Consider the following 20,603-nt stretch of genomic DNA (forward strand, 5'->3'; position numbering starts at 1 on the left):
GCTGCGACTTACGGAGCGACTTACGCGGCGCTTCGTTCGACATAAGGGGTTCGACGGGGTGCTCTTGAAGATCGAAGTAGCAAGATCGTGAGTGTGGAGTACCCGCTCAGAGATCGCCCGCTGAACGCCGACGAACTCGAAGCCCTCCGTCTCATGCTTAGCACCTTCCGAGACGGCTCCGGTCAGGTCATCCTGAAATGGAACGGCGAGTCGATGCCGGGGTTCCGAGATTTCGAAAGAGCCACCGCTGCCGTCACCTACGGCTACGCACGCGAGGACAAGGGAATCTTCGACGTCTGGGTGCCGACTGCGGACGGGAAGCCGTACGGCATCTCCTGCAAGATGGCTTCGCTCCAGCCCGCGAAGAACAAGTGCAGCTTCATGGAGTTGTCGAACAGCGCCGCGAAGTTCCACGCCGCGCTAGCAGAGCACGGAGTCGTGTGGCGCGACGAACCGGCACGAGCCGGGAAGGTCATCATCGACCTCGTTATGTCGTGGCATGAGGCTGTCGCCGACGAGGTCGACCTTGAGGGCAGCCGGTACGCCGTGCTCGATCACGATGCACGCTGGAACGTGTTCTCGCTCAAGGTGTTCCCGCTCGATCTCCGCACCGCCGACCCTGTCACGGACGTCGAGTGGATCGCAGAAGGCAAACGCCTCGACGGATGGATTCAGGTCGATGGGCGTCGTCACCGGCTCTGGCAGTGGTACGCGGACAGCGGAGGGCAGTTGAAGTACTACCCGCCGCTGTCGTGGGGTGAGTGGTCGTCTGGCTCGTTCACGCTGGAGCAGCCGGACCCTCAGTCGCTTCGATCTCGCGCCATCGACTACTTCCCAGACCTGTGGCCCGCAAGCATGGCAGAAGCGCCTGAGGAGGCGGAGACCGACCCGGACGCCGATCTCACGGCTTGACGTACAGGACTTCGACGCGAGCAGCGCCCTTCTCCACCTTCGGGGGGGCGAGTTCGATCGTCTTCCACCCGGTCAGCATCGACGTGTACAACTCGTTCGCGTAGCCGGACAGGACGACGGGTCCAGCGTGCTGCACCAGTAATTCGAGCAGTTCGACGTGCTGCTGCTCCGTCATCTCCTCGCCGTACATCTTCTGCGTGCGTGTGCTCGGCAGGTACGGCGGGTCAGCGTAGATCAGGACGTCATGCGAGTTGAACCGCCGGATGACTTCCAGCGCCGGTCGGCACTCAATCTCAGCATCCTGTAGGCGCATCGCGACCGCACGAAGCTGCTCAGGCACCTTCTGCCAGCGCACGGACATGCCACCGGCTCGCTGAGTGCGCCCGCGGTTCTTCCAGCCGGTCTTCTTCGCGAGATCGCTCGCGTGAGCCTGCCAGCAGCGGACGACGAAGCGTCGAGCGTCTTCGAGTTCATCACCGGTGACGATGTGAGACTCGTCGTACTCCTCGCGCGACCACGGTGTTGATTCGAGGGCGAAGACGAGATCGTCAGTGCGATCCCGCAGCATCCGGAACATGTTGACCGCGAGCCCGTTGAGGTCGTTGATGAGTTCATGTCCACTCGCGGACTTCGAGAAGAAGACCGCCCCAGAGCCGAAGAACGGTTCGACATAGTGGTAGTGCGGGGCGAAGTGCGACACGATCTTCGGAGCGATCGACCACTTAGCACCGGGGTATCGGAGCGCCGCCGCGAGCGGTGACGCGGGTGCCGGTGCAATGTCGAACAGTGCAGACTGCTCGTTCAAACTCATGGTGTCTCCGATCGGGTTAGGTTCCATCGTATTCGTTCGCCTGTCACGCTCTGCCGAGATCGCCGAACGCGCACGGCTCGAAGTTGTCGTCGAACTGAGCATGGAGACGAACACCGTCTGCTCGCTCGATGTCGAGCGCTGCGACCTCCGGCATCCAAACCCAGCCCCATTCGCCGAGACCAAGTCCGAGATCACACCACGCGAAGGCTCGCTGGCTGTCGGGCTCGTACTCGCAGAGCAGCCACTCCGCAATCGTGCCGGGTGCGAAGACGCGCAGCTTGATCCATTTCGCGCGGGACGGAACACCCTCCGTGGCGTACGCCTCGGGCAGCTTCGCCTCGACGATCTTTTGATGCCATCTCTGCCAACGCTCGTCCTCGATGTCGTACTGCTGCTCGCTCATATGGTCATCATGGTCGGCTCAGCAGACGCGAAGAGCGGGCTTCGCAAACCAGTGATTTGCCAAGCCCGCTCGTGCGATGCGTACTGCTATAGGTCGTTGCAGTACGACGTACGGAACTCGAACCGCAGGAGGTCCGTGCTGGTCCCTGCGGGTCGAACGCCGATGTTCGCACGGTCATCATTGTCATGCACGATCATCGTCACAGAGTCGTCATCCTCGGTGAGGTCACCGTGCAGATCGGCGAACTCATACCCCTCGGCATCGTTCACGGTCACCCCGACGCCTGGGGCGGCGCATACGAGCACGCGCCCTCCGACACCCAGCGCCTCGTAGTTCTCCGCTGCGCTGATCGTGCCGCCTCCGCGTCCGTCCATCGAATACCAAGTCCTCGTCGGCTCCGGCTCGATGAGCGGGATCGTGCTCGCGCATCCGGCGAGCGTTGCCAGGGCCAGCGCCGAGGCGGCGAGGGCGATGGGTGTGTACTTTTGCATGGTGTCTCCTATCGGTTTTGACGGGCGTGCTTGGCGAACAGTTCGAGGAAGTCGTCACCGTTCAGTGCTTTTTCGATCGGCGACGGGAGTACTCGGATGGAGCAGAGCGCGCCGCGGGCTTCGAGCAGCACGTTGATCTTTGAGATAAGTTCGCGCTCGATCTTGAGTCCGGGAATCGACTCGATTCGGTCTGTGATGAGCCAAACGATCGACGGTGCGACGTTCGCTGCGTCGAACCCATCTATCAGCCACAGAACGCGGCGAAGGAGCGCTTGAGCTCGCTCATCTTGCACAACCAAGCGTTCGCCACCGAGAGCCGACTCCGCGCGCCCCATAGCGGGAGTCGGCTGCTCGGGCTCCACCCGGAATAGCCACAGGGGGAACCACCCCCGCGCGCGCTCGATCGCATCATTGATGTCGTCGAGACCGGCGCTATCCATCCACGGCGAGCACAGTGGTGACCCGTCGAGGATGAGAAACGCTGGGCGAGCAGGTGGGGGCGTGGTCACAGCGTCATCATGGTCGGCGCGGAGACGACAAAAAGCCCCCTCACCCGCGAGGGGCAAGGGGGCTAGAAGTCAGGGTCACTCGCCGCCGCGGAAGATGTGCGGCTCGTCGTTCTCCTCAGGGAAGTAGTGGTCGTCGTAGAGAACACCCTCAGCCGGTGCCTCGGCGACTGGCGCGATGACCTCATGGGGCTTGTGGGCGTACTCCGGCTGCGCAGGGTAGCCGAGCAGCCATCCGGCCCACGGGAACTTTCGGGCGAGCCAGGTTGCCGCCGCCCAATACACGGCGGTCACGAGTGCGGTGAGCCCGCTCGCGATAGCCACCTCGCTGCTCGGGTCGAGTGCGATGTTCGCCGTGGCGAGCCATGTCACGAGCGCTCCTACCGCGATCGGCACGAACGTGCGGATCGCAGCGATGACGGTGTTGGAAATGTTCGGGGAGGGGATGGGTGAGGACATGCGCGGTTCCTTTCGGGTCAGCGGGGAAGGTCGATGGGCCAGCTCGGAGGAGGCAGCCGGGGAGTGCGCTCGTCGTGCAGGTGCGCCCACAGAACGTGCGACCAGGATCGATAGGCGTCGCGGGTCTGCTCAAGGGTCTCCACACGAGCGGAGACTCTGTGAATCTCTTCTTGTAGCTGGTCTACGAGCGCCTGTAGGTCATCACGCTTCGACTTTTGTGAGCCGATGACGTGGCCAGTGATGACACCCACGGCAGCGATCGCGGCGACGATTATCGCGCCACTCCACCCCCAGATGTGTTCGGGAAAATCCAGCGGGTTCATGAATGGGGTCTTTCGGGAACGGGAACGGGACGTGCCCGTGATGGACACGCCCCGTCTGGTGGATGGATCAGCGGCTCTTGAGGATTCCGACGATCTGGCGAGAGTTCGCCTGGAGCCCCACCGCGAGTTCGCGCGTTGCAGCCGGATCGCCGAGGGTCGGCTCGATGACGAGTCCGTCCTTCTGGTCGAGCGTGATTCTGACCGAACGCACGCGCTCGTGGACCACACCGAGGTTTGGGACTCGCACGGCGACCCTCGTTCCGAGGTCGTAGCCTTCGAAACCGCTCGGTGTGAACCGGAACCACTCGGACTCTTGCAACTTGACGTCGATTCCGTCGCGCTGCCGATCCTCTTCGAGGCGCTTCGACGCGGCCGCGTTCAGCGTCGCGGTGTAGGCGTTCCTCACTCCTGCGGAGAGACCAGTCTCGACGTGGTGGTACTTGGGGATGCGTTTCTCGGCGGGGGTCTCGTAGCTTCCGTCCTTCCAGACCGGGCTGGAACCGGACGCCTGCTCGTAGACCTCACGCTTCCACCCATAGGTGTTCGCGTTCGTGATGCTCTGCTTCCCGAGCATCGCCCGCTCTGATCCGTTACCTGAGCCTCCAACGACGACGTCACTCGTCGGCGTTTTCGACAGCGTGGCTGAGCCGCCGATGATCTCCCCGCCTTCGACGGTGAGCACTCGGCGGCTCAGGTCGCTCGGTTGGTCGATTATCAAGTCCCACCGGCGAAGCCCCTCGCTCCAGTCGATTCGTGCGCGGATCGAGTTGTCATCGACGCCGTCCAGCCACTCCTCGACCGCATCCTCGATCACGTCGAAGCGCAGCAGAGGGCCGTAGCGCCAGTCCTCGGGCGCAGCCGCGACCTGGTCTTCCACCCATCCGCCGGGGTACCACACGAGCTTACCGAGGGGGTTATGAGCACCGACGCTGAGACGTGCGCCATATCCGAGACGCTGCACGACATTCTGCTGAACGATCGCCTGAATCCACGACGCTTCGGTGTGAGTCCGATTCTGATCGAGGTAGGTCTGGTCGAGATAATCCCGCCACACCGGATTCCAGTACCCGGTGTTGCTGTGCCAGTTGGTGAAAAACTCATCTCCGAGGAACGCGAGCGCTTCGGCGGTGATGTTCCCATTGGCGGTGTACGTGGGGAGTGTCGGTCTCTGCGCATACATCGGCGAGAGGTCGGGGATACCGGACTGTCCGATGTCGAATCGATCGACGGGGCGCAGTCCTCCACGGGTCCACGGGTCCACCCGCCGCAGAAGCGTGCTCGATGCCGAGCGTGCCTCCGCAAACCCGGAGGGGCGCGGGTTGGGCCACGCGAGCGAGCCGCCCAGAAACATCTCCCAGACGTCTACGATCACGAACTCAACGACGCCACCGGGAATCAACGGAAGCGTCTGTTCCTCGACGTGACCGGAGTAGACCGATGCGCCATCGATGAAGATCACTGCATCCGTGTCCCGTTTCACGATCTGGGGGATGAGCGCGTTGTCATCCGCGACGGTGACGACGGCTGTGCCGTTCTTGTTGTATCGCAGCGTCAGGTCCAGGTCGAAATCCGATGCGAGAACCCCGCGACTTCCGAGCGCATTGCCGAACGCCGCGGAGATCGGACCCCAGAGTTCGATCCTGACGCGGTCACCGTTCTCCAGTGCCATAGCTCCTCCTAGAGGTAGGGCATCGTCCGTGCGTTCGGGCGATGGATCATTTTCACGTCGTAAGCGCTTGCCGCGTCGTATTGGAGGACGCTCATCGGGTCGGGGACGGCGCGGAGTCCACGCCCGCCGTAGCTCACGAGGTCCGTGACATCGAAGCGCCCTGCCCCCGAGAACGGGATGCGCCACGCGCCACGTCGCGCCGGGTGTGTGTCAACGACGACCCGATCCCGAGCAGCGGTGAACGCCGCGTCGAGGACGTTGATCGTGTAGACCTGAACTCCGCCGTTCGCCTGGTCGTAGATGCGCACGCCCGCGCGGTTGCCGTTCGGTGCATCGCCGGTTGGGCGCTGGAAGACGAACCTCCGCCAGGTGCTCTCGGTTGAGGCACCGGTGAATCCATCGGGCTCGACGGTCGGCGTGATCGAGAGTCGTCCCGACCCGGAAGGAACCGAAAGGTCCAGCAGAGGGTCGGACCAGAACGGCTCCTCCTCTGCCACGAGGGTGACGTTGGCGGGAACCTCGTACGCTCGGACGCCGGGGGCGGTCACAGATGCGATGCGGACCTCGGCGACCCGCACCGACAGGTGGGATTCTCGAACATCCGAGAATCGCCATCCCAGTGTGGGGTTCCAGACCGGCTCCCATCGGCGAACGATGAGCAGTCCGCCGATGCCGACACGGACTCTTCGCTGGAACGAGCGGAAGGCAGCCGACCGAAGTTCATCCGGGTGTGGTCCTGGCTGTCCGCTGCGCTCAGCCATCTCCGCGAGGCGGTAGGGGGTGGTATCTCCGCCAAGCACGAGGGGGAGTTCGATGGTGCGGTGCGGAGCACGTATGCCGCGGAAGCGCCGTCCGTCGCCCGATCCGAGCGACGTGACGAACTCCTCACGGATGTCCTCCATGAGTCCATCGATGCCTTCGTCGGTGAGCCTGGCCGCGTTCTCGGAGGCGATCTTCGCAGGCATCGACGCGGACATCTCTGACAAGGAGAACGCGGACTGGTATCCCCATCGATTGATGGTCGTAATGCCGGTGCCGAGATCGCCGACTTGCTCCAGCACAGCCACGGCTGCGGCAACGTTGGGAACCGGCGACCCACCGGGATCGGTGAGGTACAGAACCGGGGTTCCGGTATGTGCGGCTGTGGAACCCTCTCCAGAGACGATGGTGGTGCTGGTTCCGTCGTTCAGAACCAGCACCACCTCGACGAGTGGACGTGGACGCTCGGGGATCATCGTTCCTCCTACTGCTACTGCCGCGCGAGGCGGCGTTTGATTGATGCCTCGCGCTCGATTCCGCGCCCGATGGACTCAGGGTCGTATCCGAAGTTGCCTCCGGTGATGGTCACGCCGCCGACGGAAGACGTCGATGGTGCATCCGAGGCTGAGCCGACGGACCCGCCCTTGGCGTACTGATGAAGACCCTGACGGAACCCGTAGACAGCCGCCTGTCCGCCCATCTTCTGAACGTCCTTCGCGGTGAGAACGTGTTCTCCGTTAGAGAGACGTGCCGGGATGGAATCAGACGTCGTGCTGCCGGGTCCGTGTACCGCGCCACCGGTGGCGAATGATCCGCCGTAGCCGTAGTTCACGGTTCCAACGCCGGGGATAAGGATCGACCTGACCCGAGTTGTAATCTCGCGAGGGATGTTGTCCAGCGCGTTCGTCACCGGTCGAGTGTCGTATGTGATGTCGAGGTCGGTTCCGACGGACTCCGGGATGCTCCTGACGTACTTGTCGAAGTCGGAAGCCTTGCCTCCGGCCGCGACGTATGCGTCACGCTGGGCGTAGAGCTTCTGCCTGCCGTTCTCAAGGACCGCGTTCGCCGCCTCCTGAGAGCCGGTCTGGATGAGGGTGTCGCTGGAAAGCTTCACCGTCTTCGAGATCAGGTCGTCTAGCGCACGACCGTTCGCGATTCCCTCCGTGGTGTGCTCATTGAGAACAGAACCATTCGTTGAGAACGAATCGGTGAGAGCCCAGACGGACTCCTCGAACTTACGGGTGGACTCACGTACGTCGATCTCGGCGCTGCCGAAGTTCAGGATGTCCTGAGCCAGTTGATCGATCGCACCGGAGGCGTCCTCGGCTGCACCGGTGATGGCTGCGACCCTCTCCGCCTGCTCCTGAGCCTGCGTATTCATCTGCCCCATGAGGAGCGCGACGAGCGTCTGGTCGTCCGCGGACTGCCCGAGAGCATCCGCCTGACGAACCAGTTCCGCACGCAGCGCGTCGGAGGAGTTGATGAACGTCAGCACCTGGTCGTTGCTAAGACCCTGCTCCTCAGCCATTCGGCTGAACGCCTCGGTTGCCTGAGGAAGGTCTTCGGCAGCGATCTGAGCGAACCCGTCGCCCAGCGCCTCGACGTCGTTTGCGACACCGGCGAGGTCGAGCCCCTTGAGTCCCGCGAGCGAGACCGAGCCCATGACGCCGACCTCTTCACCAACGTTCTTGAGTTGGTCAAGAGCGTCGTTGAGGTCGAGGGTTTCACCGGTGAATTTGCGAAGTCCTTCGCCGCCGTTGTCGGCGACCTTGGCGATCAACTGCGACGTGTCCGCGACGTTCTTGATCGCGTTCGCAGCCTCATCTGCGGAGAGGGAGGTGCCCTGGAGTTCCTGATACAGGATCGCCAGTCCAGCACCGGCCGCAATCATCGCGACACCCCACGGTCCACCGAGCAGTCCGACGACGCCGTTGAGAGCGCCGCGCACACCGCCGCCGACGAACCCGAGGGTACGCAGCGACTCGGTGAACACCGTGAGCTTAGGTCCGGCGAGCATGGATGCTCCACGGAACGCCACCGTCGCGGACGTCAGTCCGACAATCGTCACGGTGGCAGCCTTGACCGGTTCTGGAAGCGCCTGGAATCCGCGCATCAGGTCGGCGGCGAGGTTCAGAGCATCGACGAGCATTCCGCCGCCGTTCTGGCTGACCAGAGGCTCCGCGAGTTCAGCGGAGAGGTCACGCCAGGCAGCGCTCACACGGTCCATCGCGCCAGAGAAGGTCATCTTGACGTTCTCCGAGGCACCCTCGAACTTCGAGTTCATGCCGCCGACGAGAGCGTCCAGCGCTTCGTCTGCGCCGAGGGTTCCGGCGGTGATGTCCTTGCGAATCTGAGCGCCGGTCTTACCCATCTCAATGCCGATGAGTTCGGCGGCGTTGATACCGTGGTTGCCGAACTGGTTCAGGTCTTCTGCGGTGATCTTCGACGAGGAAGAAATCTTCGCCATGATGGCGCTGATCTCTTCGATCTGCTGGTTCGACCCACCGGCGGCTGCCGTGGCGTCACCGATCGCGGCCAGGTACGGGATGACCTTCTCGGTCTCGATCCCGAATGCGAGCATCTGCTGCTGCGCCTTGATGAACGTTGTCTTGGCGAACGGCGAGGTCGTCGCGAACTCGTCGAGCTTGTCCATCTGCGCGTTGGCTGCCGCAGCGGACCCGAGCAGCGTCGTCAGCGCGGCGCGCGTGTTCTGCTGCATCGCGTTGTACTGGACACCGGCGACGAGCATTGCAGAGCCGACGGAGAGAACCGCACCGCCGACAGCGAGCATCCCCTTACCGACGACCTCCCATGCTTTCTGGGCGTCCTCGGCGCTCTTCTTCGCCTCGTTCTTGACCTCCTTAGAGGCTTCCTTCGCCTTGTTCATCTGGGCGACGTACTGCTCCACCGTTGCGGAGAGTACGACCTTGACGGGACGATCCACGGGGATGCCTCCTAGCTGTCCGGCGTCGCCTCCTCGCGCATGACCGGCACGCGGTCAGCGGTGAAGATGAGATCGCTCATATCGGTGTCTGGGTGGGAGTTCTTCCACTCCTCCTGCGCGCGGTTGATCGCCTGCTGCGCGAAGTCACGGGACGGCGCTTGCACGACGTAGCGGAACTTCGCAGCACGACTCGACGGGTTCGCCTCCGCGGAGGTCGCCTCGGAGATGAGGTGTCCGTGCGGGCCACGCGGTGCGTTTCGGATGCGCCGCGCTGCGACGAGACGAGCCACGTCCTCTTGTGAGAACTCGGTCTCGGTGAACTCGACGCTGCGCACGAGACGACCGTCTTCGTCGTAGACATGCTCGACGACGCTCTTCGGGCTCCACCCGTCGAGACGACGAGGGGCGATACCCATCTCCAGCGCGAGAATGGTCTTCTCGAACTCGAATGGGTCTACGCGCGAGCCGTCTTCGAACTCGCGCTCGAATCTTTTCCCGCTGCGCTCGCACGGTCCATCGGCATCTGCACGTTCATCACGTAGAGCGTGAGCGCAATGCTGTTGATAACCGGTGCACCGGCAACGTTGAACAGCCGGTTCCACTGCTCGCCGTCGGGCTTGACGCGCTCGCCGTCTGGCTGGATGAGGATGCCCCAGCGCTTCGCGTACTCAAGTGCGAGCCCCGTCTCGTTGTAGCCGACGACGAGGTCGCCGGTCGCGTTCGAGCGTGGCGGGTTCGCGGCGACGAGGTCGGACCATCGGATGCCGCCGATGTAGGGAAGCTCGACGGTGATCTCGGTTGCACCGATCGTTACGCCGATCGTCTCACCGGGCTTGTCGAGGACTTCTTCTGCTGCGGCGTCCAGAATGGCGTCGAGTCCGAAAGCGGATGTGGACATGTTGGTTCCTCCGAAATGTCTGTGGTCCTCCGGGTGCCCTTGCGGGCGGTACCGAGGGGCGGGCTGGAGGAGAACCCGCCCCTCGGGGCTTGTGAGCCGTCGTGCTTACGCGACGACCTTGACCTTGCGACCGACAACGCCGGTGACCAGGAGCTTCTGGATGATCTTCCACTCCTCGTTCGCTGCCGGGGCGACGTCACGCTGGACGCCCGCCCTGATCGGCAGCACGGTGACGCGCTGGTCGGCAGCGATGTCCAGAGCGTTCGAAACCGCGATGCGCTTCACGATGAAGCCGGTCGTGCCGCGCTCCAGCGCAACGCGAGCGATGTCCTGCTCGTCGTCCTCAGTCGTCACGTACGTGATCTCGACAGAGTCGGTGATAGTTCCTTCCTGCTCCAGCGCCTGCTCCAGCGTGAAGCGCCCAGAGGTGCTGGTCGCGACGGTGGTTTCGTGAGCGAAACCGTCAGGCGTCAGCGAGTAGGTGAGCTTCTTCACACCGGTGGCGGTCAGTTCCTCGACGGTCGGTGCGTTGACGTCGGCGATGGCCGGCACGAACAGGACGAGTCCGGTTCCGTCCGTGACAACGCCGGGGGCGACAGCCTCAATGGTCATGTCACTTCTCCTTCGTGTTCGATTCCCGCTTCGTGCGGGGCTTGCTAGTGGATCGGGGGCGGGCGGGCTTGCTCGTCTCCGAGGGGGTGCCAGTGACGTACCTTGTGGCCCGCGCATTGCGCACGGGCGTAGGGTCGATCACGACGTAGAGTTCAGGGCGCTGCTCGACCTCGATCTGCGGCGCATCGAACTCGTGTGCCGCACCCTTTGCGGAGCGGACGCGAATGAAGCTCATGTGGTGCCTCCTGGGCGTGTGGTGATCTCGACGGAGCCATCCGCGTAGAACAGCGGTGGCTGGATGGTTCGGTCATCCTGAGCCGACGTGGTCAGGGTGAGACGGATCGGATCACATGAGCGTCTGGGGACCAAGAGGGTCTGCCCGACGAGCGCTCGGAGCGCGCGGGAGAGTGCCTTCGTCGCACCTCGCGCGGTCGTCGCGACCGCCTGGATGTCCAGGTCCACTCGGGTGATGCCGGTGTCGAAGTCCGGCACTGCGGAGAATCGAGCCTGTTCGACGTCGTACGGGATCGCGGGGAAGGCGATGAGGTAGGTGTCGCGAGCGAGACGCCCCTCCGAGTCGTAGCGGAGGGAGTCGTGCACGGTGAGCCCGGTCGCCTCGATGAGTGCGACAGCGGCGGTGTACTCGGGGAGTTCGTCCGCGTCAGTCACAGGTCCGCCTCCCTCAGCGCATCATTCACAGCGATCTGCACACCGCGCTGCAAGTCCTTCTCTGCCTTACGGGCAGCCTTGAGACTCGCGTTCTGCGGGCGAGCGCCGAGACGACGCCAGCCGCCGGATGCTTCCTCGGCGGCAGCGAATCGACCCTGCGGCTTGGCAGGGTTCGGACCGACGACTGCGGTGACCTCGCGACGCTTGGTGCGCTCGACCTCGTAGTCGATCGATCGCGGGTAGTTCTTGAGTCGGGTTCCCGACTTGGCTTTCGCCTCCGCCGTCCATTCCTTCTTGACGTCGTTGGCGCTCTTCTCGACCGCCTTCTCAACGAAGGGCATGACGTTCGACGTCGCCTTCTCGATGCTGGCGACCAGGCGGTCGAGTTCGGAGAAGTCAGAGTCAGACATCGCGGACCTCCTCGACGTCGTAGCGGTGTGCGGTCGTCTGCCCCGCTGCCGGTCGTGCGACGATGCGCACGGTGCGACCTACGAGGTTCGTGTCTGACGCGCTCGCGGTGACGCGGGCGTAGAGCCCGATGTCGAGGTTCTGCACGGCGACGGGAAGGTGAAGCTCGCGTCGTGTGACAACGGCGATCTGACCACCTTGCTCGCGGGCGCTGGAGGCGCTTCCGGTGCCGATGCTCAGACGTGCGATGGAGGTGAGAATCTTCGTCTCGACGAAGGTGGTCTTGAGGGTGACGGGGTCTTCTGACTCGACGCGCGAGAACACATCGACGGTGTCCGTCATGCGCATCTCTGCTGCGCGCCGCCCCATCGTGAGCGCTCCTGTGAGGATGCTCATTACGGGTTCCTCAGATCGACTGTGTAGACGCCGCCTGAATAGCCGAAGCGGTCTCGAATCGACTCGACGGAGCGGTCATTCAACGCCATGCCGGTCGAAGCTCCGCCGTCCGCGAACGCGGCCTTGAAGTCGTCGATCGAGACGCTGCTCAGACCGCCTGCACTCAGCCCGAGCCCAAGCTCGATCGTCGAGAGCGTCTGCGCGACGAGCACGATCGCCCATCGCTGTAGCTCCTTCGGGGCATCCTCGATGCCGCATACGAACGTGACCGTCGCCGGTGAGGTTCCGGGGATGAGAAGTTCTGCGCCGTCGAAGCTGTAGCCACCTACGGGCTCGCCGTTCCGCACCACTGAGGCGACCTCGGTGGTGAACGCGGGAAGGTAGTGAGCGCCAGCGGGGAGCGTGACGACGTAAGTCTTAGGTGGGGACACCTGGCTGCCGACAACACCGCGAAGGTGCTCGGAGGCGTCCTCCAGAAGCGCGACGATCTGCGGCTTCTGCTCGTCGGGGAAGGTGCGCCCTGTGCGCAGAGCGAGGGCTTCGACCGTCGTGAAAGCGTCGGAGGTCTCAGGCATGGTTGCTCCTTCGTGAGATGTGGTGTGGGGACACCGGAGGGCGGCTCAATGAAGAACCGCCCTCCGATATGGAAGCCGTGAGGCTTACGGGGTGACGACAACCGTGGTTGCGCCGGTTCCAGCCTCGAACGCCTGGATCGTCGCGGTGGCGATGCCCTTGGGGCGGGTCACCTTCGCGCCAAAGACGTTGAGTCCGCGAACCCAGTCAGCGATGCGCTTCTCCGAGCGACCAGCCTCAGTGTTGAGAATCTGGTCGGCGAAGGTGAACGCTCCGGGGACACCGGCGACGATGACCTTGTCGTCCTTGTTGGCACCCGATCCGCCCACCGTCGCGAGACGGTTGGAGAGGAGGATGTCGAACCCAGCGGCGCGAGCGATCAGCCCGTTACGCAGAGTCTCGGAGGTGCCTGCGGCGTCCACGCGAGCGAAGCGGTCGTCCTTCTGCGTCGCCGAAACGAACGCCGGGGGAACCACGACGTAGCGTCCTGCGAGCGGGACATCCGCCTCGTTGAGCTTCTGACCGAGGTCAACCAGAAGGTCGTACGCGGTGATCTGACCCGCGCCCGCGATCTGCGTGCCACCGGAGACGATCTTCACGCGACCGATCTTGTTGTCGGCGTGAGCGCCAGCGGCGAGCACACCGGCGGCGAAGGCGTCAGACGCCTCAGCGAGACCGATGCCCGCTTCGTTGATGGCGTGCGACTTGAAGTCGCCAGCCGCCTGAACCTTGTCCACGTCGTTGACGTAGAAGGCGAAGGACTTCGCCTGGTCGATGTTCATCGTCTGACCGGCGGTCGAGACGTTCTCGAACGACAGGTCGGTGTCCGGGTCGTAGTCCGAGATGGTGACGGAGCCGATCGAGTTGATCTCGACCGAGTCACCCTTGTGAGTGATCTCACCCTGGTAGTCGCGGTTGGCGACAGAGCCCTGGGTGAAGACGGCTGCGCCGTGGTAGGGAACCAGAAGTCCCGCTGCCCACAGCTTCGGGATGAACGAGGCAACAGACATTGCGTCATTCCTTTCGATTTGATCCGGGGAATCCCGGTTGGTTGGGTGGTTGGGTTAGCCCATGAGGGACTTGAGGAGACCCGCCTTGTGAGCGGCGAGGATTTCGGCGGGGGTCGCCTTATCCATGTCTGCCTGCGTCCACTGCTTCGGACCGGTGACGTTCTTCGCGCCTGCGTCAGCGCCGCCCTCGAATCGCGGTGCCGTTGCGGCTGCGAGGTAGGGGCGTTCGGCGATCAGATCGTCGATCAGTGCGGTAACCGCAGAGGTGTCGATGTCGCCGTCATCGTTCACTTCGACCTGCGAGATGTCGATGAACGCGAAAGCGTCGTCGGCGTTCGAGAGACGTCCCTTGGCGGCGGTGCGGACTTCGGCACGAACCAGTCGTGCGTTGGCCTTCGCGATCGCCTCGGACTGAACACGCTCGCGCTCGGTGGCGGCGGCGTGCTCGGCTTCGGTGCCGTTGACCTTGGCTTCGAGAGCGGCGAGCTTCGCTGCCGTCTCCTTAGCCGCTGCGTCGGCAGACTTCCACTTCGCCTTCATCGCGTCGAGCGCCTTCTTGCCAGGGTCACCCAGCGCCTCTGCGCCCTTCTCGATGTCGTCGTCGTTGGTGTCGTCTGCGACGTTGTCCGTGTCGGTCGTCTCGTCGGTAGCCGTTGCGGCTTCCCCGTCGATGACCTCGTCGGTCTTGTCGGTGTTCTCTGCGGTCATGGGAATTGCTCCTATGTGGGGTGGATGCCGCATTGCGCGGCGGGGTTGACCCGCCCTCATAGGGGAGGGAGACTGTGGTCGGCTACTGCGCTGCTGCGCGGCGTTCTGCCGAGGTGAGTTGCCGTGGATCGGTGAGATCACGTCGGTCAACCCGGTTGGTTCTGGCGAGCGTCACGCGCCCGGACTCACTGAGGTATCCGTTCTCCCGGAGGAGAGTGATCGCGCGGTCTCGGTTGTCGCCAGCGACGGTGTAGATGTCGTCGATGGTGAGGTTCGTGCTCCGCTTGTTCTGCCCACGAGCGCGCTTGTTGATGACGGTCACGGGGTTCGCTCCGTCACGGATCGCCTGAGCGTCACGCTCGCCGAACACCGCGTCCTGCTGCGCTCTGGAGAGCGAGTTGAAGTACGCCTTCGGATCGGTGAGGTACGGCTCTGCCGCTGCCGCGTCAGATACCGGAACGTGGATGCAGTCGCATTTCGGGTGGCGTTGGAAGCCCGTGTTCGTCCGGTAGAACGCGCCCGCGAGAGCGACACACGATCGACACGATGGAACCGACAGCTGCCGGACATACCCGCCGACACCTGGTCGTCGGGTTGCGTCGATGGAGACGAAGTCTGATGCGGTCTGGCGGATCGTGTCAGATGTCGCGGATGCGATGAAGTCGCGTGAGCCCACGAGCGCGTCGTGCCACCCGGAGCCGCCTGCGATCGCCTGCTTCGCTTTGATGATGCCGTTGTCGAGTAGACCGCCGAGCGTGCGCCCGTCCGGCGTCGTAGCGAGAAGCCGCTGCGTGTTGATGGTGAGTCCACCGGCTGCGGCGAATGCGAGACCTTGCTCTGCGAGAGCGCGGTCGATGTATCCGTCCGCCTGACTAATCGCCTCCGAGCGCCCCGCCTGCACCGTGCGGATCATCTCGTCTCGAACTCCCTGATCCCATTGGGTCGAGAAGTCCTCTCCGAGACGATCCCACACGGCTACGGCTTGGTGCGCTGCTGCGAACGCGATGAGGGTCTGGCGCGCCTGCTCACGCTTCGATGCCTGGAGGGTTGTCATCGACGATCTCCGCTTCTACTACGTCGGGCTCGCCCTTTTGGGGTACAGCCCACGGAAGCTGTCGGCGGCGTTCGTCCTCCGCCATAGCGAGCACGCGGTCGATCTCAATGCCCGACAGTCCGTCGAGTTCGAGGAGGTATTCGAGCGGGTAGCCGATTGCCTTCTTCTTCATGAGCGCGTCCGCAAGCTGCGACTCCGAGCGAATCTCGGGGTCAACCCACGAGAGCATCAGAGCGTCCGCGTTCTTGATGAGCACGGACTCGTTCTTGACAAGCGCGATGAGTCGGAAGATTTCCCGGATCGCGGGGCTCACGAAGCTCGCGAACTCCTTGGTCTTCTTGACCAATCCGATCTCCGACGCCTTGAGACCGTCACCAGAGACGTTCGACATCCCCACGGTGGAGAGGAGGTACGTCGGTGGCGTGCGCGTCTGAGCCGAAATGTGACCGACGGCGAACTCGATCGTCTTGGTGAACGGTTCGAGAGCGGCAGCCTGCCACGAGTCGATCGACGTGTCCTTCCCCTGGAGGAAGAGGAGACGCTTCTCGGCGAGGTCTTCGATCTTGAGGACACGTTCCTTGCCGGGGATCGGCTGCCCGTCTTTGTCGAGCACCGGAACCTTCGGCGGAGCCTGGTGCATCACCACACGAGCGGGCATCGAGGCGTAGTCCGCCGCGAGGAGGAGGTACGCCCAGAGGAGGTTGATGGCATCCTGCATCGCGGCGACCCCGGCGATCTCGGAGATCGGGTCACCGGCGAGGATCGGTCGGTTGGGGATTTCCACGATCGGAACTACGCCGAGCGGGTTGCGTAGCGGCCACGGTTCGTTGCCCACCTCGCGCGGCTCCCAGCCACCAGTTGAGGTGGCATCCTGCCGAGCCTGCTTCGCCTGCGACTCGCGGTCGAGACGTGAGGTCTGACGCTTGCGTCGGAACTTCCACACCTCATCCGGTGTGTACAGCGTGGCGTACTCCCATGCCTGGTCCTGCCACGTCTTGAGGGCGGCAGAGCGCAGACGGGGGTTCTCCCAGTCGTACTCGATCTCGACGGATGACGGGTGCTCCCACGAGATGACCGGCTTGTCGTCGCTGTCGCCCCAAACAAGCACGAAGCTGCGCGTGGCGGCGAGCGAGGTGACGAACCCCTGGGAACTCTGGAGTTCCATCTCGTTGCGTTCCCACTCACCCCAGAGGGTGCGTCCGGCGTCGCGGTCGTCCGTACGGATTCCCTTGATGCCCAGACGCTCCGCCTCGGCGTCCACCACGGGGCGGCACCAGTTGTCGGAGAAGCCCTTGTAGCGCGCGCTGTTCGCCTTCTGCCACTCGTCCGTAGCGAAAGCGAGCGGCTGATCGCCCGCGTAGTAGCTTTCGAGACGTGTGATGTCTGGTCGTCGCGCTGCGAGGCGATCATAAATGCGGTTCACGAGCCGGAGGGCGTTGGATGACTCCACAGTGACCTCCTTTGGGTCGGTGACTAGAACCAGACGTACTGGTCGTCTTCTTCTTCGGCGGCACCGGATGCGATCGCATCCATGCAGGCCGCGTGGGCGAGGACAGCGCTCATTGCGCCGTCGATCTTGAGGTGCTCTTCTTGCTTGCCGAGGACATACCTGCGCTCGCCGGTTGCCATATCGAGCCCGCGGGCTCGCATCACGGCGTTGGTGATGTACCTGCTGAGCGCGTCGTTGCCGTCGTGCGTGAGGAGGCTGTCGGGTTCTGACACGTCGGTCTTGAACCGGCGCAGTTCGCCCCACATCTTCGGGATGCTGTTCGTGGCCCACCTCAGGAAGACGCGATCTCCGTACGCCGCCGCGAACTCGTCGATCTCTGATTGCCAGAGGAACGGGTCGAGGTAGGCGCGAACGATGGAGTAGCGCTCCGCGATCTCAGCGACAGCGGCGCGCACCTCGTCACGAGGGATGCGTCCTTCCCAGTCCTCAGGTCGCCAGATCGTCGGGCGGTTGGAGGGACCGTAGGTCGGAATGAACAGGTGTCCGTCGAGGGTGGACAGAACGAGCACGGTGTGGTCGTCTGCGTCAGAGCCGTCGAAGCCGAGTACGACGCGGGTGCCGTCGGCGACCTCGCGGTCGTCGTGCTTCCCGGTCCACTCAGGCTCGCCGATCCAGCGTCCGTCGCCGACGACGAGTCGGTTACCGAAGAAGCGCTCCGCGGTAGCGGCGTCGTGCCGCATCATCTCGGATGCCAGAGCCTCGATGCCGTCCACGTCCACCCAGGGGGCTTCCTTGTAGTTGGCGACGAGAATCTTGCGGCGCTCTTCCTTCTTGGTGAAATCCAGATGCTTCGGCGGCATCGTGAAGTCACGTTGAACGTCGTCTGCGCCGGATTCGTACGTGCGCTGAGCTACGGAGTCTTCTGTCGGGTTCCAGGCGTTCGTGGTCTCGATGGACCGTCCACCCATACCCGCGAGTCCACGCTGCTGCGCGTTCGCGAGTTCGTGTCCCTTATTCGACTTCGTCCACAAGGCGGTTTCGTCCTGCGCGACGAAGGTGACTCTCTGACCGACGCGGGAGATCGCCGCCGAGGTGACGGTCGCGATCTTGCCGCCGCCGGGGAGTCGGATGAACTCCTCGCCGGTCTTCGGGATCAGGTCCGCGAGCGGACCCAACTCGATCATCGGGCGAAGGGCGTCGTAGGTATTACCTGTCTGGTCCTCGCTCGTGGCGGTGACCTGGATGAGCGGTGTCTCCCACGGACGACCCATCGGGTCGCCTGGCTCGTACTCGAACTGCCAGCCGCATCCGCAGCCGAAGTCACGGCAGTCGTAAAGCTCGCCGCCGGATGCCCAGCCGTCGAAGAGCGCCGGTCCGACACCTTCAAGACAGATGACACCGGCCACGAGCGGTGACTTCCCGAACTTCTGCGCGCGCACGTATTGAGATCGGCGGAACACGAAGTTCGTGCCCTTGCGGTTCGGCGTTGCGCCGGGTCGCACCGTGTAGTGGCGTGCGGTGAATCGGAACTGGTCGTCAGAGAGGCGGAACGCCTCACCGCGGTGATCCTGATCGGGGATGACGCAGTGGGACTCCATCCAGTCGAGAGCGACGGTGAGAACCTTCGCGCCCTTGGGCAGCTTGATGTCAGCCATTCAGAGCCTCCAGTCGAGCCCGTGCGCCTCCCGTCTTGCGGGCGGTCGCTGCGTGCTCGGTCCGCTTCGTAGCGAGGTCGTCGTCGGCGAAGCGCCAGCGGAGGGAGTGCATTCCGGGGATGGTGAGCCCGATCTCAGCACCGGCCCGGAGGACCATCGTGCGAAGACCAGCGCTTGCGTCGGGGAGAACTGACTCGTAGAAGCTGCGGACATAGAGTGCGACCTCGTGGGTCATATCCATGTCCGCCCAGAGAGCAGCCTGCGGCTTCCGCCACAGCGTCTTCCAGAGTTCGGTCTCGTACTTCTTGCGCTCCTGGTTGATGATGAGCCGACCGGTCTTCTCGTTCTCGATCTTCTCGTCGGGGAGCGGGTACTTCGGGATCGCACCCTGGTAACCCTCACGCGGAAGCGTGGTCCACTCGGCGTCATCCTTGCGATCACGTCGAAGAGCGTTGGGGTCGGGTGCTGGTCCGGAGTTGCGACGTGCGCCTCCAGATGCCATGACCGCCTCCTTTTCACCCTCGCATTGCGCGTAGGGGTCGGGTGTGCGGGGATTAGCCGTACTGATGTCCGGTTAGGGCTTGGCGATTACTACGTAGGAGGCGAGCCCTAGTGTGACCGCGGTGAGAGTCGGGTAGGAGGCGAAATCGAATGACGTCCCGTCGACCCGGAACCCCACGCCGTTCGACGGGGCTGCCAGGAGTGGCGATGGAAGGATGACCTCGACCTGGCCCGCGCCTGGGAGGAACTGAGGCGAGGAGGAGGGTGCTGCGGCATAGGAGTAGGCGCTCGCAACCCAGTGGAGACCTGCGGTCAGCGAAGCCGGGTAAGCAGCGTCCTTGAACGCGCGACCGTCGCCAGACGTGATCGGAATAGCCACCGGCGGCAGCACCACACCGCCCACCAGATCGGGGAGACCTGACGGAAGTGACCGGTAGATCGCCTGACGGAGGGATACGCCTGCTCCGGTGGTCACCGTCGTCCCCCAAAGACCCAGCGACTCGATGCTTACATCCTCGGACACCCACCAGGGGGTCAGGGTGATTGCATCGAAGGTGGGAGATACGAGAGACGTGTTAGGAACCGTCGGCGTGTGCATCCCTGCCGGGGTAGAGATCATCGGTTTAGGGGTCGATGATCCGTTGATGCCGTCGAGACCCCGGTCGCCTTTATCGCCCTTAGTGCCGCGGGGGATGGTGAAGTTGAAGATCGCGTCGCCGAGAGTTCCGACGTCGGTGACCGATGCTGCCGAACCTGGGTCGCCAGTCGTGACGGTGCCGACGGTGATCTTCGGCGTAGCGCCCTTCGAGCCGGTAGCGCCACGAGGGATCGAGAACTCGAAGACCGCATCTCCAGTCGTGCCGGAGTTAGTGACTGATGCATTCGATCCGGGTGCGCCTGTGGCGACGGTGCCGACTGTGATCGTGGCCGCGTTCCCCTTGTCGCCCTTGTCACCCTTCGCGCCGCGAGTTCCCTCAGAGACGGTGATGACGGCGACTTCTTCTTCGCGAACGGTGATGTTGGTGATGTCGCTCATCGCGTCACGTCCTTCGTCAGGAGGCAGCGTCCGTGGACCCACGTCCTCGTTTCCCCGGACTTGACCGCCTGGAGGTCGAACCATCCGTCGCGGTCTAGCGCTGCGGTCTGCGATTCGGAAAGCGAGATCGCGACCTCTCCCGATGCGGCGAATGACGCATCGATCGAGAAGTCCACGGACTCCTCGCTGTCCGGTGCGGAACGCCACTGTGCGGCGAAGGACCATCCGGTGAGGTTGATCGGTGCCCCGTCTGTCCAGGCGTTCGGGCGCGGACCAGCGAAGTGGAACTCCGCCCGAAAATCGTCGCCTCGGTAGATGTGAAGGTCGCAGTATCCAGGTGTGGACATTGGGAACTC

At 63.8% G+C, this 20,603-nt stretch carries 26 protein-coding genes; 1 reads left to right on the plus strand and 25 read right to left on the minus strand.

The window, feature by feature from the left end; all coding sequences use genetic code 11:
- Nucleotides 1-87 precede the first annotated feature (87 nt).
- Nucleotides 88-912: a hypothetical protein gene (locus ACWAUG_RS04225; protein WP_460801458.1), complete on the plus strand. Its 825-nt coding sequence runs from the start codon at nt 88-90 to the stop codon at nt 910-912.
- On the opposite strand, the gene ACWAUG_RS04230 is transcribed toward ACWAUG_RS04225, so the two are convergent.
- From ACWAUG_RS04230 to ACWAUG_RS04350, 25 genes are all read right to left on the minus strand, one after another.
- Nucleotides 902-1,723 (minus strand): DNA adenine methylase, encoded by an 822-nt coding sequence (locus tag ACWAUG_RS04230; RefSeq protein ID WP_460801459.1) that lies wholly within the window; start codon nt 1,721-1,723, stop codon nt 902-904. The genes ACWAUG_RS04225 and ACWAUG_RS04230 overlap by 11 nt on opposite strands.
- A gap of 43 nt (nt 1,724-1,766) precedes the next feature.
- Nucleotides 1,767-2,126 (minus strand): DUF2958 domain-containing protein, encoded by a 360-nt coding sequence (locus tag ACWAUG_RS04235; RefSeq protein ID WP_460801461.1) that lies wholly within the window; start codon nt 2,124-2,126, stop codon nt 1,767-1,769.
- Between the two features lie 86 nt (nt 2,127-2,212).
- Nucleotides 2,213-2,617 carry a hypothetical protein gene (locus ACWAUG_RS04240; protein ID WP_460801462.1) on the minus strand — a complete coding sequence of 135 codons (405 nt, stop codon included), beginning with the start codon at nt 2,615-2,617 and terminating at the stop codon, nt 2,213-2,215.
- An 8-nt stretch (nt 2,618-2,625) separates the two neighbouring features.
- Complete coding sequence (locus tag ACWAUG_RS04245) at nt 2,626-3,126, minus strand: hypothetical protein (RefSeq protein WP_460801464.1); 501 nt, start codon at nt 3,124-3,126, stop codon at nt 2,626-2,628.
- A gap of 75 nt (nt 3,127-3,201) precedes the next feature.
- Nucleotides 3,202-3,582: a hypothetical protein gene (locus ACWAUG_RS04250; RefSeq protein ID WP_460801466.1), complete on the minus strand. Its 381-nt coding sequence runs from the start codon at nt 3,580-3,582 to the stop codon at nt 3,202-3,204.
- Nucleotides 3,583-3,599: 17 nt separating this feature from the next.
- Entirely contained in the window at nt 3,600-3,905 is a 306-nt protein-coding gene (locus ACWAUG_RS04255; protein WP_460801467.1) for a hypothetical protein, read from the minus strand.
- Between the two features lie 67 nt (nt 3,906-3,972).
- The gene (locus ACWAUG_RS04260) at nt 3,973-5,574 is read right to left on the minus strand and encodes a Gp37-like protein (RefSeq protein ID WP_460801468.1); all 1,602 of its coding nucleotides are present in this window, start codon (nt 5,572-5,574) and stop codon (nt 3,973-3,975) included.
- Between the two features lie 8 nt (nt 5,575-5,582).
- A complete protein-coding gene (locus ACWAUG_RS04265) occupies nt 5,583-6,809 on the minus strand; it encodes a hypothetical protein (RefSeq protein WP_460801470.1) in 1,227 nt (408 codons plus the stop codon).
- A gap of 14 nt (nt 6,810-6,823) precedes the next feature.
- Entirely contained in the window at nt 6,824-9,277 is a 2,454-nt protein-coding gene (locus tag ACWAUG_RS04270; RefSeq protein ID WP_460801471.1) for a tape measure protein, read from the minus strand.
- Between the two features lie 11 nt (nt 9,278-9,288).
- Nucleotides 9,289-9,693, minus strand: a complete 405-nt coding sequence (locus ACWAUG_RS04275) for a hypothetical protein (protein ID WP_460801473.1) — start codon at nt 9,691-9,693, stop codon at nt 9,289-9,291.
- Between the two features lie 38 nt (nt 9,694-9,731).
- Nucleotides 9,732-10,175: a hypothetical protein gene (locus ACWAUG_RS04280; RefSeq protein WP_460801475.1), complete on the minus strand. Its 444-nt coding sequence runs from the start codon at nt 10,173-10,175 to the stop codon at nt 9,732-9,734.
- A gap of 105 nt (nt 10,176-10,280) precedes the next feature.
- Nucleotides 10,281-10,787, minus strand: coding sequence for a phage tail tube protein (locus ACWAUG_RS04285; protein ID WP_460801476.1), 507 nt, complete (start codon nt 10,785-10,787; stop codon nt 10,281-10,283).
- Nucleotide 10,788: 1 nt separating this feature from the next.
- Nucleotides 10,789-11,022, minus strand: coding sequence for a hypothetical protein (locus ACWAUG_RS04290; RefSeq protein ID WP_460801478.1), 234 nt, complete (start codon nt 11,020-11,022; stop codon nt 10,789-10,791).
- Nucleotides 11,019-11,456, minus strand: a complete 438-nt coding sequence (locus tag ACWAUG_RS04295; RefSeq protein WP_460801479.1) for a hypothetical protein — start codon at nt 11,454-11,456, stop codon at nt 11,019-11,021. The genes ACWAUG_RS04290 and ACWAUG_RS04295 overlap by 4 nt, the downstream gene beginning before the upstream one ends.
- Nucleotides 11,453-11,866, minus strand: a complete 414-nt coding sequence (locus tag ACWAUG_RS04300) for a hypothetical protein (protein WP_460801481.1) — start codon at nt 11,864-11,866, stop codon at nt 11,453-11,455. Before ACWAUG_RS04300 ends, ACWAUG_RS04295 begins: the two co-directional genes overlap by 4 nt.
- A complete protein-coding gene (locus ACWAUG_RS04305; RefSeq protein WP_460801482.1) occupies nt 11,859-12,260 on the minus strand; it encodes a DUF6093 family protein in 402 nt (133 codons plus the stop codon). Before ACWAUG_RS04305 ends, ACWAUG_RS04300 begins: the two co-directional genes overlap by 8 nt.
- Nucleotides 12,260-12,835, minus strand: a complete 576-nt coding sequence (locus ACWAUG_RS04310) for a hypothetical protein (RefSeq protein WP_460801484.1) — start codon at nt 12,833-12,835, stop codon at nt 12,260-12,262. The genes ACWAUG_RS04305 and ACWAUG_RS04310 overlap by 1 nt, the downstream gene beginning before the upstream one ends.
- Nucleotides 12,836-12,919: 84 nt before the next feature.
- Complete coding sequence (locus tag ACWAUG_RS04315; protein ID WP_460801486.1) at nt 12,920-13,843, minus strand: phage major capsid protein; 924 nt, start codon at nt 13,841-13,843, stop codon at nt 12,920-12,922.
- Nucleotides 13,844-13,897: 54 nt separating this feature from the next.
- On the minus strand, nt 13,898-14,551 hold the full coding sequence (locus tag ACWAUG_RS04320; RefSeq protein ID WP_460801488.1) for a hypothetical protein: 654 nt from the start codon (nt 14,549-14,551) through the stop codon (nt 13,898-13,900).
- Between the two features lie 82 nt (nt 14,552-14,633).
- Nucleotides 14,634-15,605, minus strand: a complete 972-nt coding sequence (locus ACWAUG_RS04325; protein ID WP_460801489.1) for a hypothetical protein — start codon at nt 15,603-15,605, stop codon at nt 14,634-14,636.
- Nucleotides 15,577-17,055 (minus strand): phage portal protein, encoded by a 1,479-nt coding sequence (locus ACWAUG_RS04330; RefSeq protein WP_460801491.1) that lies wholly within the window; start codon nt 17,053-17,055, stop codon nt 15,577-15,579. Before ACWAUG_RS04330 ends, ACWAUG_RS04325 begins: the two co-directional genes overlap by 29 nt.
- A gap of 23 nt (nt 17,056-17,078) precedes the next feature.
- Nucleotides 17,079-18,710, minus strand: a complete 1,632-nt coding sequence (locus tag ACWAUG_RS04335) for a hypothetical protein (RefSeq protein ID WP_460801493.1) — start codon at nt 18,708-18,710, stop codon at nt 17,079-17,081.
- Nucleotides 18,703-19,212 carry a hypothetical protein gene (locus tag ACWAUG_RS04340; protein ID WP_460801494.1) on the minus strand — a complete coding sequence of 170 codons (510 nt, stop codon included), beginning with the start codon at nt 19,210-19,212 and terminating at the stop codon, nt 18,703-18,705. Before ACWAUG_RS04340 ends, ACWAUG_RS04335 begins: the two co-directional genes overlap by 8 nt.
- 72 nt (nt 19,213-19,284) lie before the next feature.
- Nucleotides 19,285-20,247, minus strand: a complete 963-nt coding sequence (locus ACWAUG_RS04345; RefSeq protein WP_460801495.1) for a hypothetical protein — start codon at nt 20,245-20,247, stop codon at nt 19,285-19,287.
- Complete coding sequence (locus ACWAUG_RS04350; protein WP_460801497.1) at nt 20,244-20,594, minus strand: hypothetical protein; 351 nt, start codon at nt 20,592-20,594, stop codon at nt 20,244-20,246. Before ACWAUG_RS04350 ends, ACWAUG_RS04345 begins: the two co-directional genes overlap by 4 nt.
- Nucleotides 20,595-20,603 lie beyond the last annotated feature (9 nt).

It is taken from the genome of Microbacterium sp. GXF6406 (assembly GCF_054798215.1).

What these genes read in the sequence shown, in the direction of transcription:
- ACWAUG_RS04230 (WP_460801459.1), bottom strand. Translation starts at nt 1,723, where the DNA reads ATGAGTTTGAACGAGCAGTCTGCACTGTTCGACATTGCACCGGCACCC.
- ACWAUG_RS04235 (WP_460801461.1), bottom strand. Translation starts at nt 2,126, where the DNA reads ATGAGCGAGCAGCAGTACGACATCGAGGACGAGCGTTGGCAGAGATGG.
- ACWAUG_RS04240 (WP_460801462.1), bottom strand. Translation starts at nt 2,617, where the DNA reads ATGCAAAAGTACACACCCATCGCCCTCGCCGCCTCGGCGCTGGCCCTG.
- ACWAUG_RS04250 (WP_460801466.1), bottom strand. Translation starts at nt 3,582, where the DNA reads ATGTCCTCACCCATCCCCTCCCCGAACATTTCCAACACCGTCATCGCT.
- ACWAUG_RS04255 (WP_460801467.1), bottom strand. Translation starts at nt 3,905, where the DNA reads ATGAACCCGCTGGATTTTCCCGAACACATCTGGGGGTGGAGTGGCGCG.
- ACWAUG_RS04260 (WP_460801468.1), bottom strand. Translation starts at nt 5,574, where the DNA reads ATGGCACTGGAGAACGGTGACCGCGTCAGGATCGAACTCTGGGGTCCG.
- ACWAUG_RS04265 (WP_460801470.1), bottom strand. Translation starts at nt 6,809, where the DNA reads ATGATCCCCGAGCGTCCACGTCCACTCGTCGAGGTGGTGCTGGTTCTG.
- ACWAUG_RS04275 (WP_460801473.1), bottom strand. Translation starts at nt 9,693, where the DNA reads ATGGGTATCGCCCCTCGTCGTCTCGACGGGTGGAGCCCGAAGAGCGTC.
- ACWAUG_RS04280 (WP_460801475.1), bottom strand. Translation starts at nt 10,175, where the DNA reads ATGTCCACATCCGCTTTCGGACTCGACGCCATTCTGGACGCCGCAGCA.
- ACWAUG_RS04285 (WP_460801476.1), bottom strand. Translation starts at nt 10,787, where the DNA reads ATGACCATTGAGGCTGTCGCCCCCGGCGTTGTCACGGACGGAACCGGA.
- ACWAUG_RS04290 (WP_460801478.1), bottom strand. Translation starts at nt 11,022, where the DNA reads ATGAGCTTCATTCGCGTCCGCTCCGCAAAGGGTGCGGCACACGAGTTC.
- ACWAUG_RS04300 (WP_460801481.1), bottom strand. Translation starts at nt 11,866, where the DNA reads ATGTCTGACTCTGACTTCTCCGAACTCGACCGCCTGGTCGCCAGCATC.
- ACWAUG_RS04305 (WP_460801482.1), bottom strand. Translation starts at nt 12,260, where the DNA reads ATGAGCATCCTCACAGGAGCGCTCACGATGGGGCGGCGCGCAGCAGAG.
- ACWAUG_RS04310 (WP_460801484.1), bottom strand. Translation starts at nt 12,835, where the DNA reads ATGCCTGAGACCTCCGACGCTTTCACGACGGTCGAAGCCCTCGCTCTG.
- ACWAUG_RS04315 (WP_460801486.1), bottom strand. Translation starts at nt 13,843, where the DNA reads ATGTCTGTTGCCTCGTTCATCCCGAAGCTGTGGGCAGCGGGACTTCTG.
- ACWAUG_RS04320 (WP_460801488.1), bottom strand. Translation starts at nt 14,551, where the DNA reads ATGACCGCAGAGAACACCGACAAGACCGACGAGGTCATCGACGGGGAA.
- ACWAUG_RS04325 (WP_460801489.1), bottom strand. Translation starts at nt 15,605, where the DNA reads ATGACAACCCTCCAGGCATCGAAGCGTGAGCAGGCGCGCCAGACCCTC.
- ACWAUG_RS04335 (WP_460801493.1), bottom strand. Translation starts at nt 18,710, where the DNA reads ATGGCTGACATCAAGCTGCCCAAGGGCGCGAAGGTTCTCACCGTCGCT.
- ACWAUG_RS04340 (WP_460801494.1), bottom strand. Translation starts at nt 19,212, where the DNA reads ATGGCATCTGGAGGCGCACGTCGCAACTCCGGACCAGCACCCGACCCC.
- ACWAUG_RS04345 (WP_460801495.1), bottom strand. Translation starts at nt 20,247, where the DNA reads ATGAGCGACATCACCAACATCACCGTTCGCGAAGAAGAAGTCGCCGTC.
- ACWAUG_RS04350 (WP_460801497.1), bottom strand. Translation starts at nt 20,594, where the DNA reads ATGTCCACACCTGGATACTGCGACCTTCACATCTACCGAGGCGACGAT.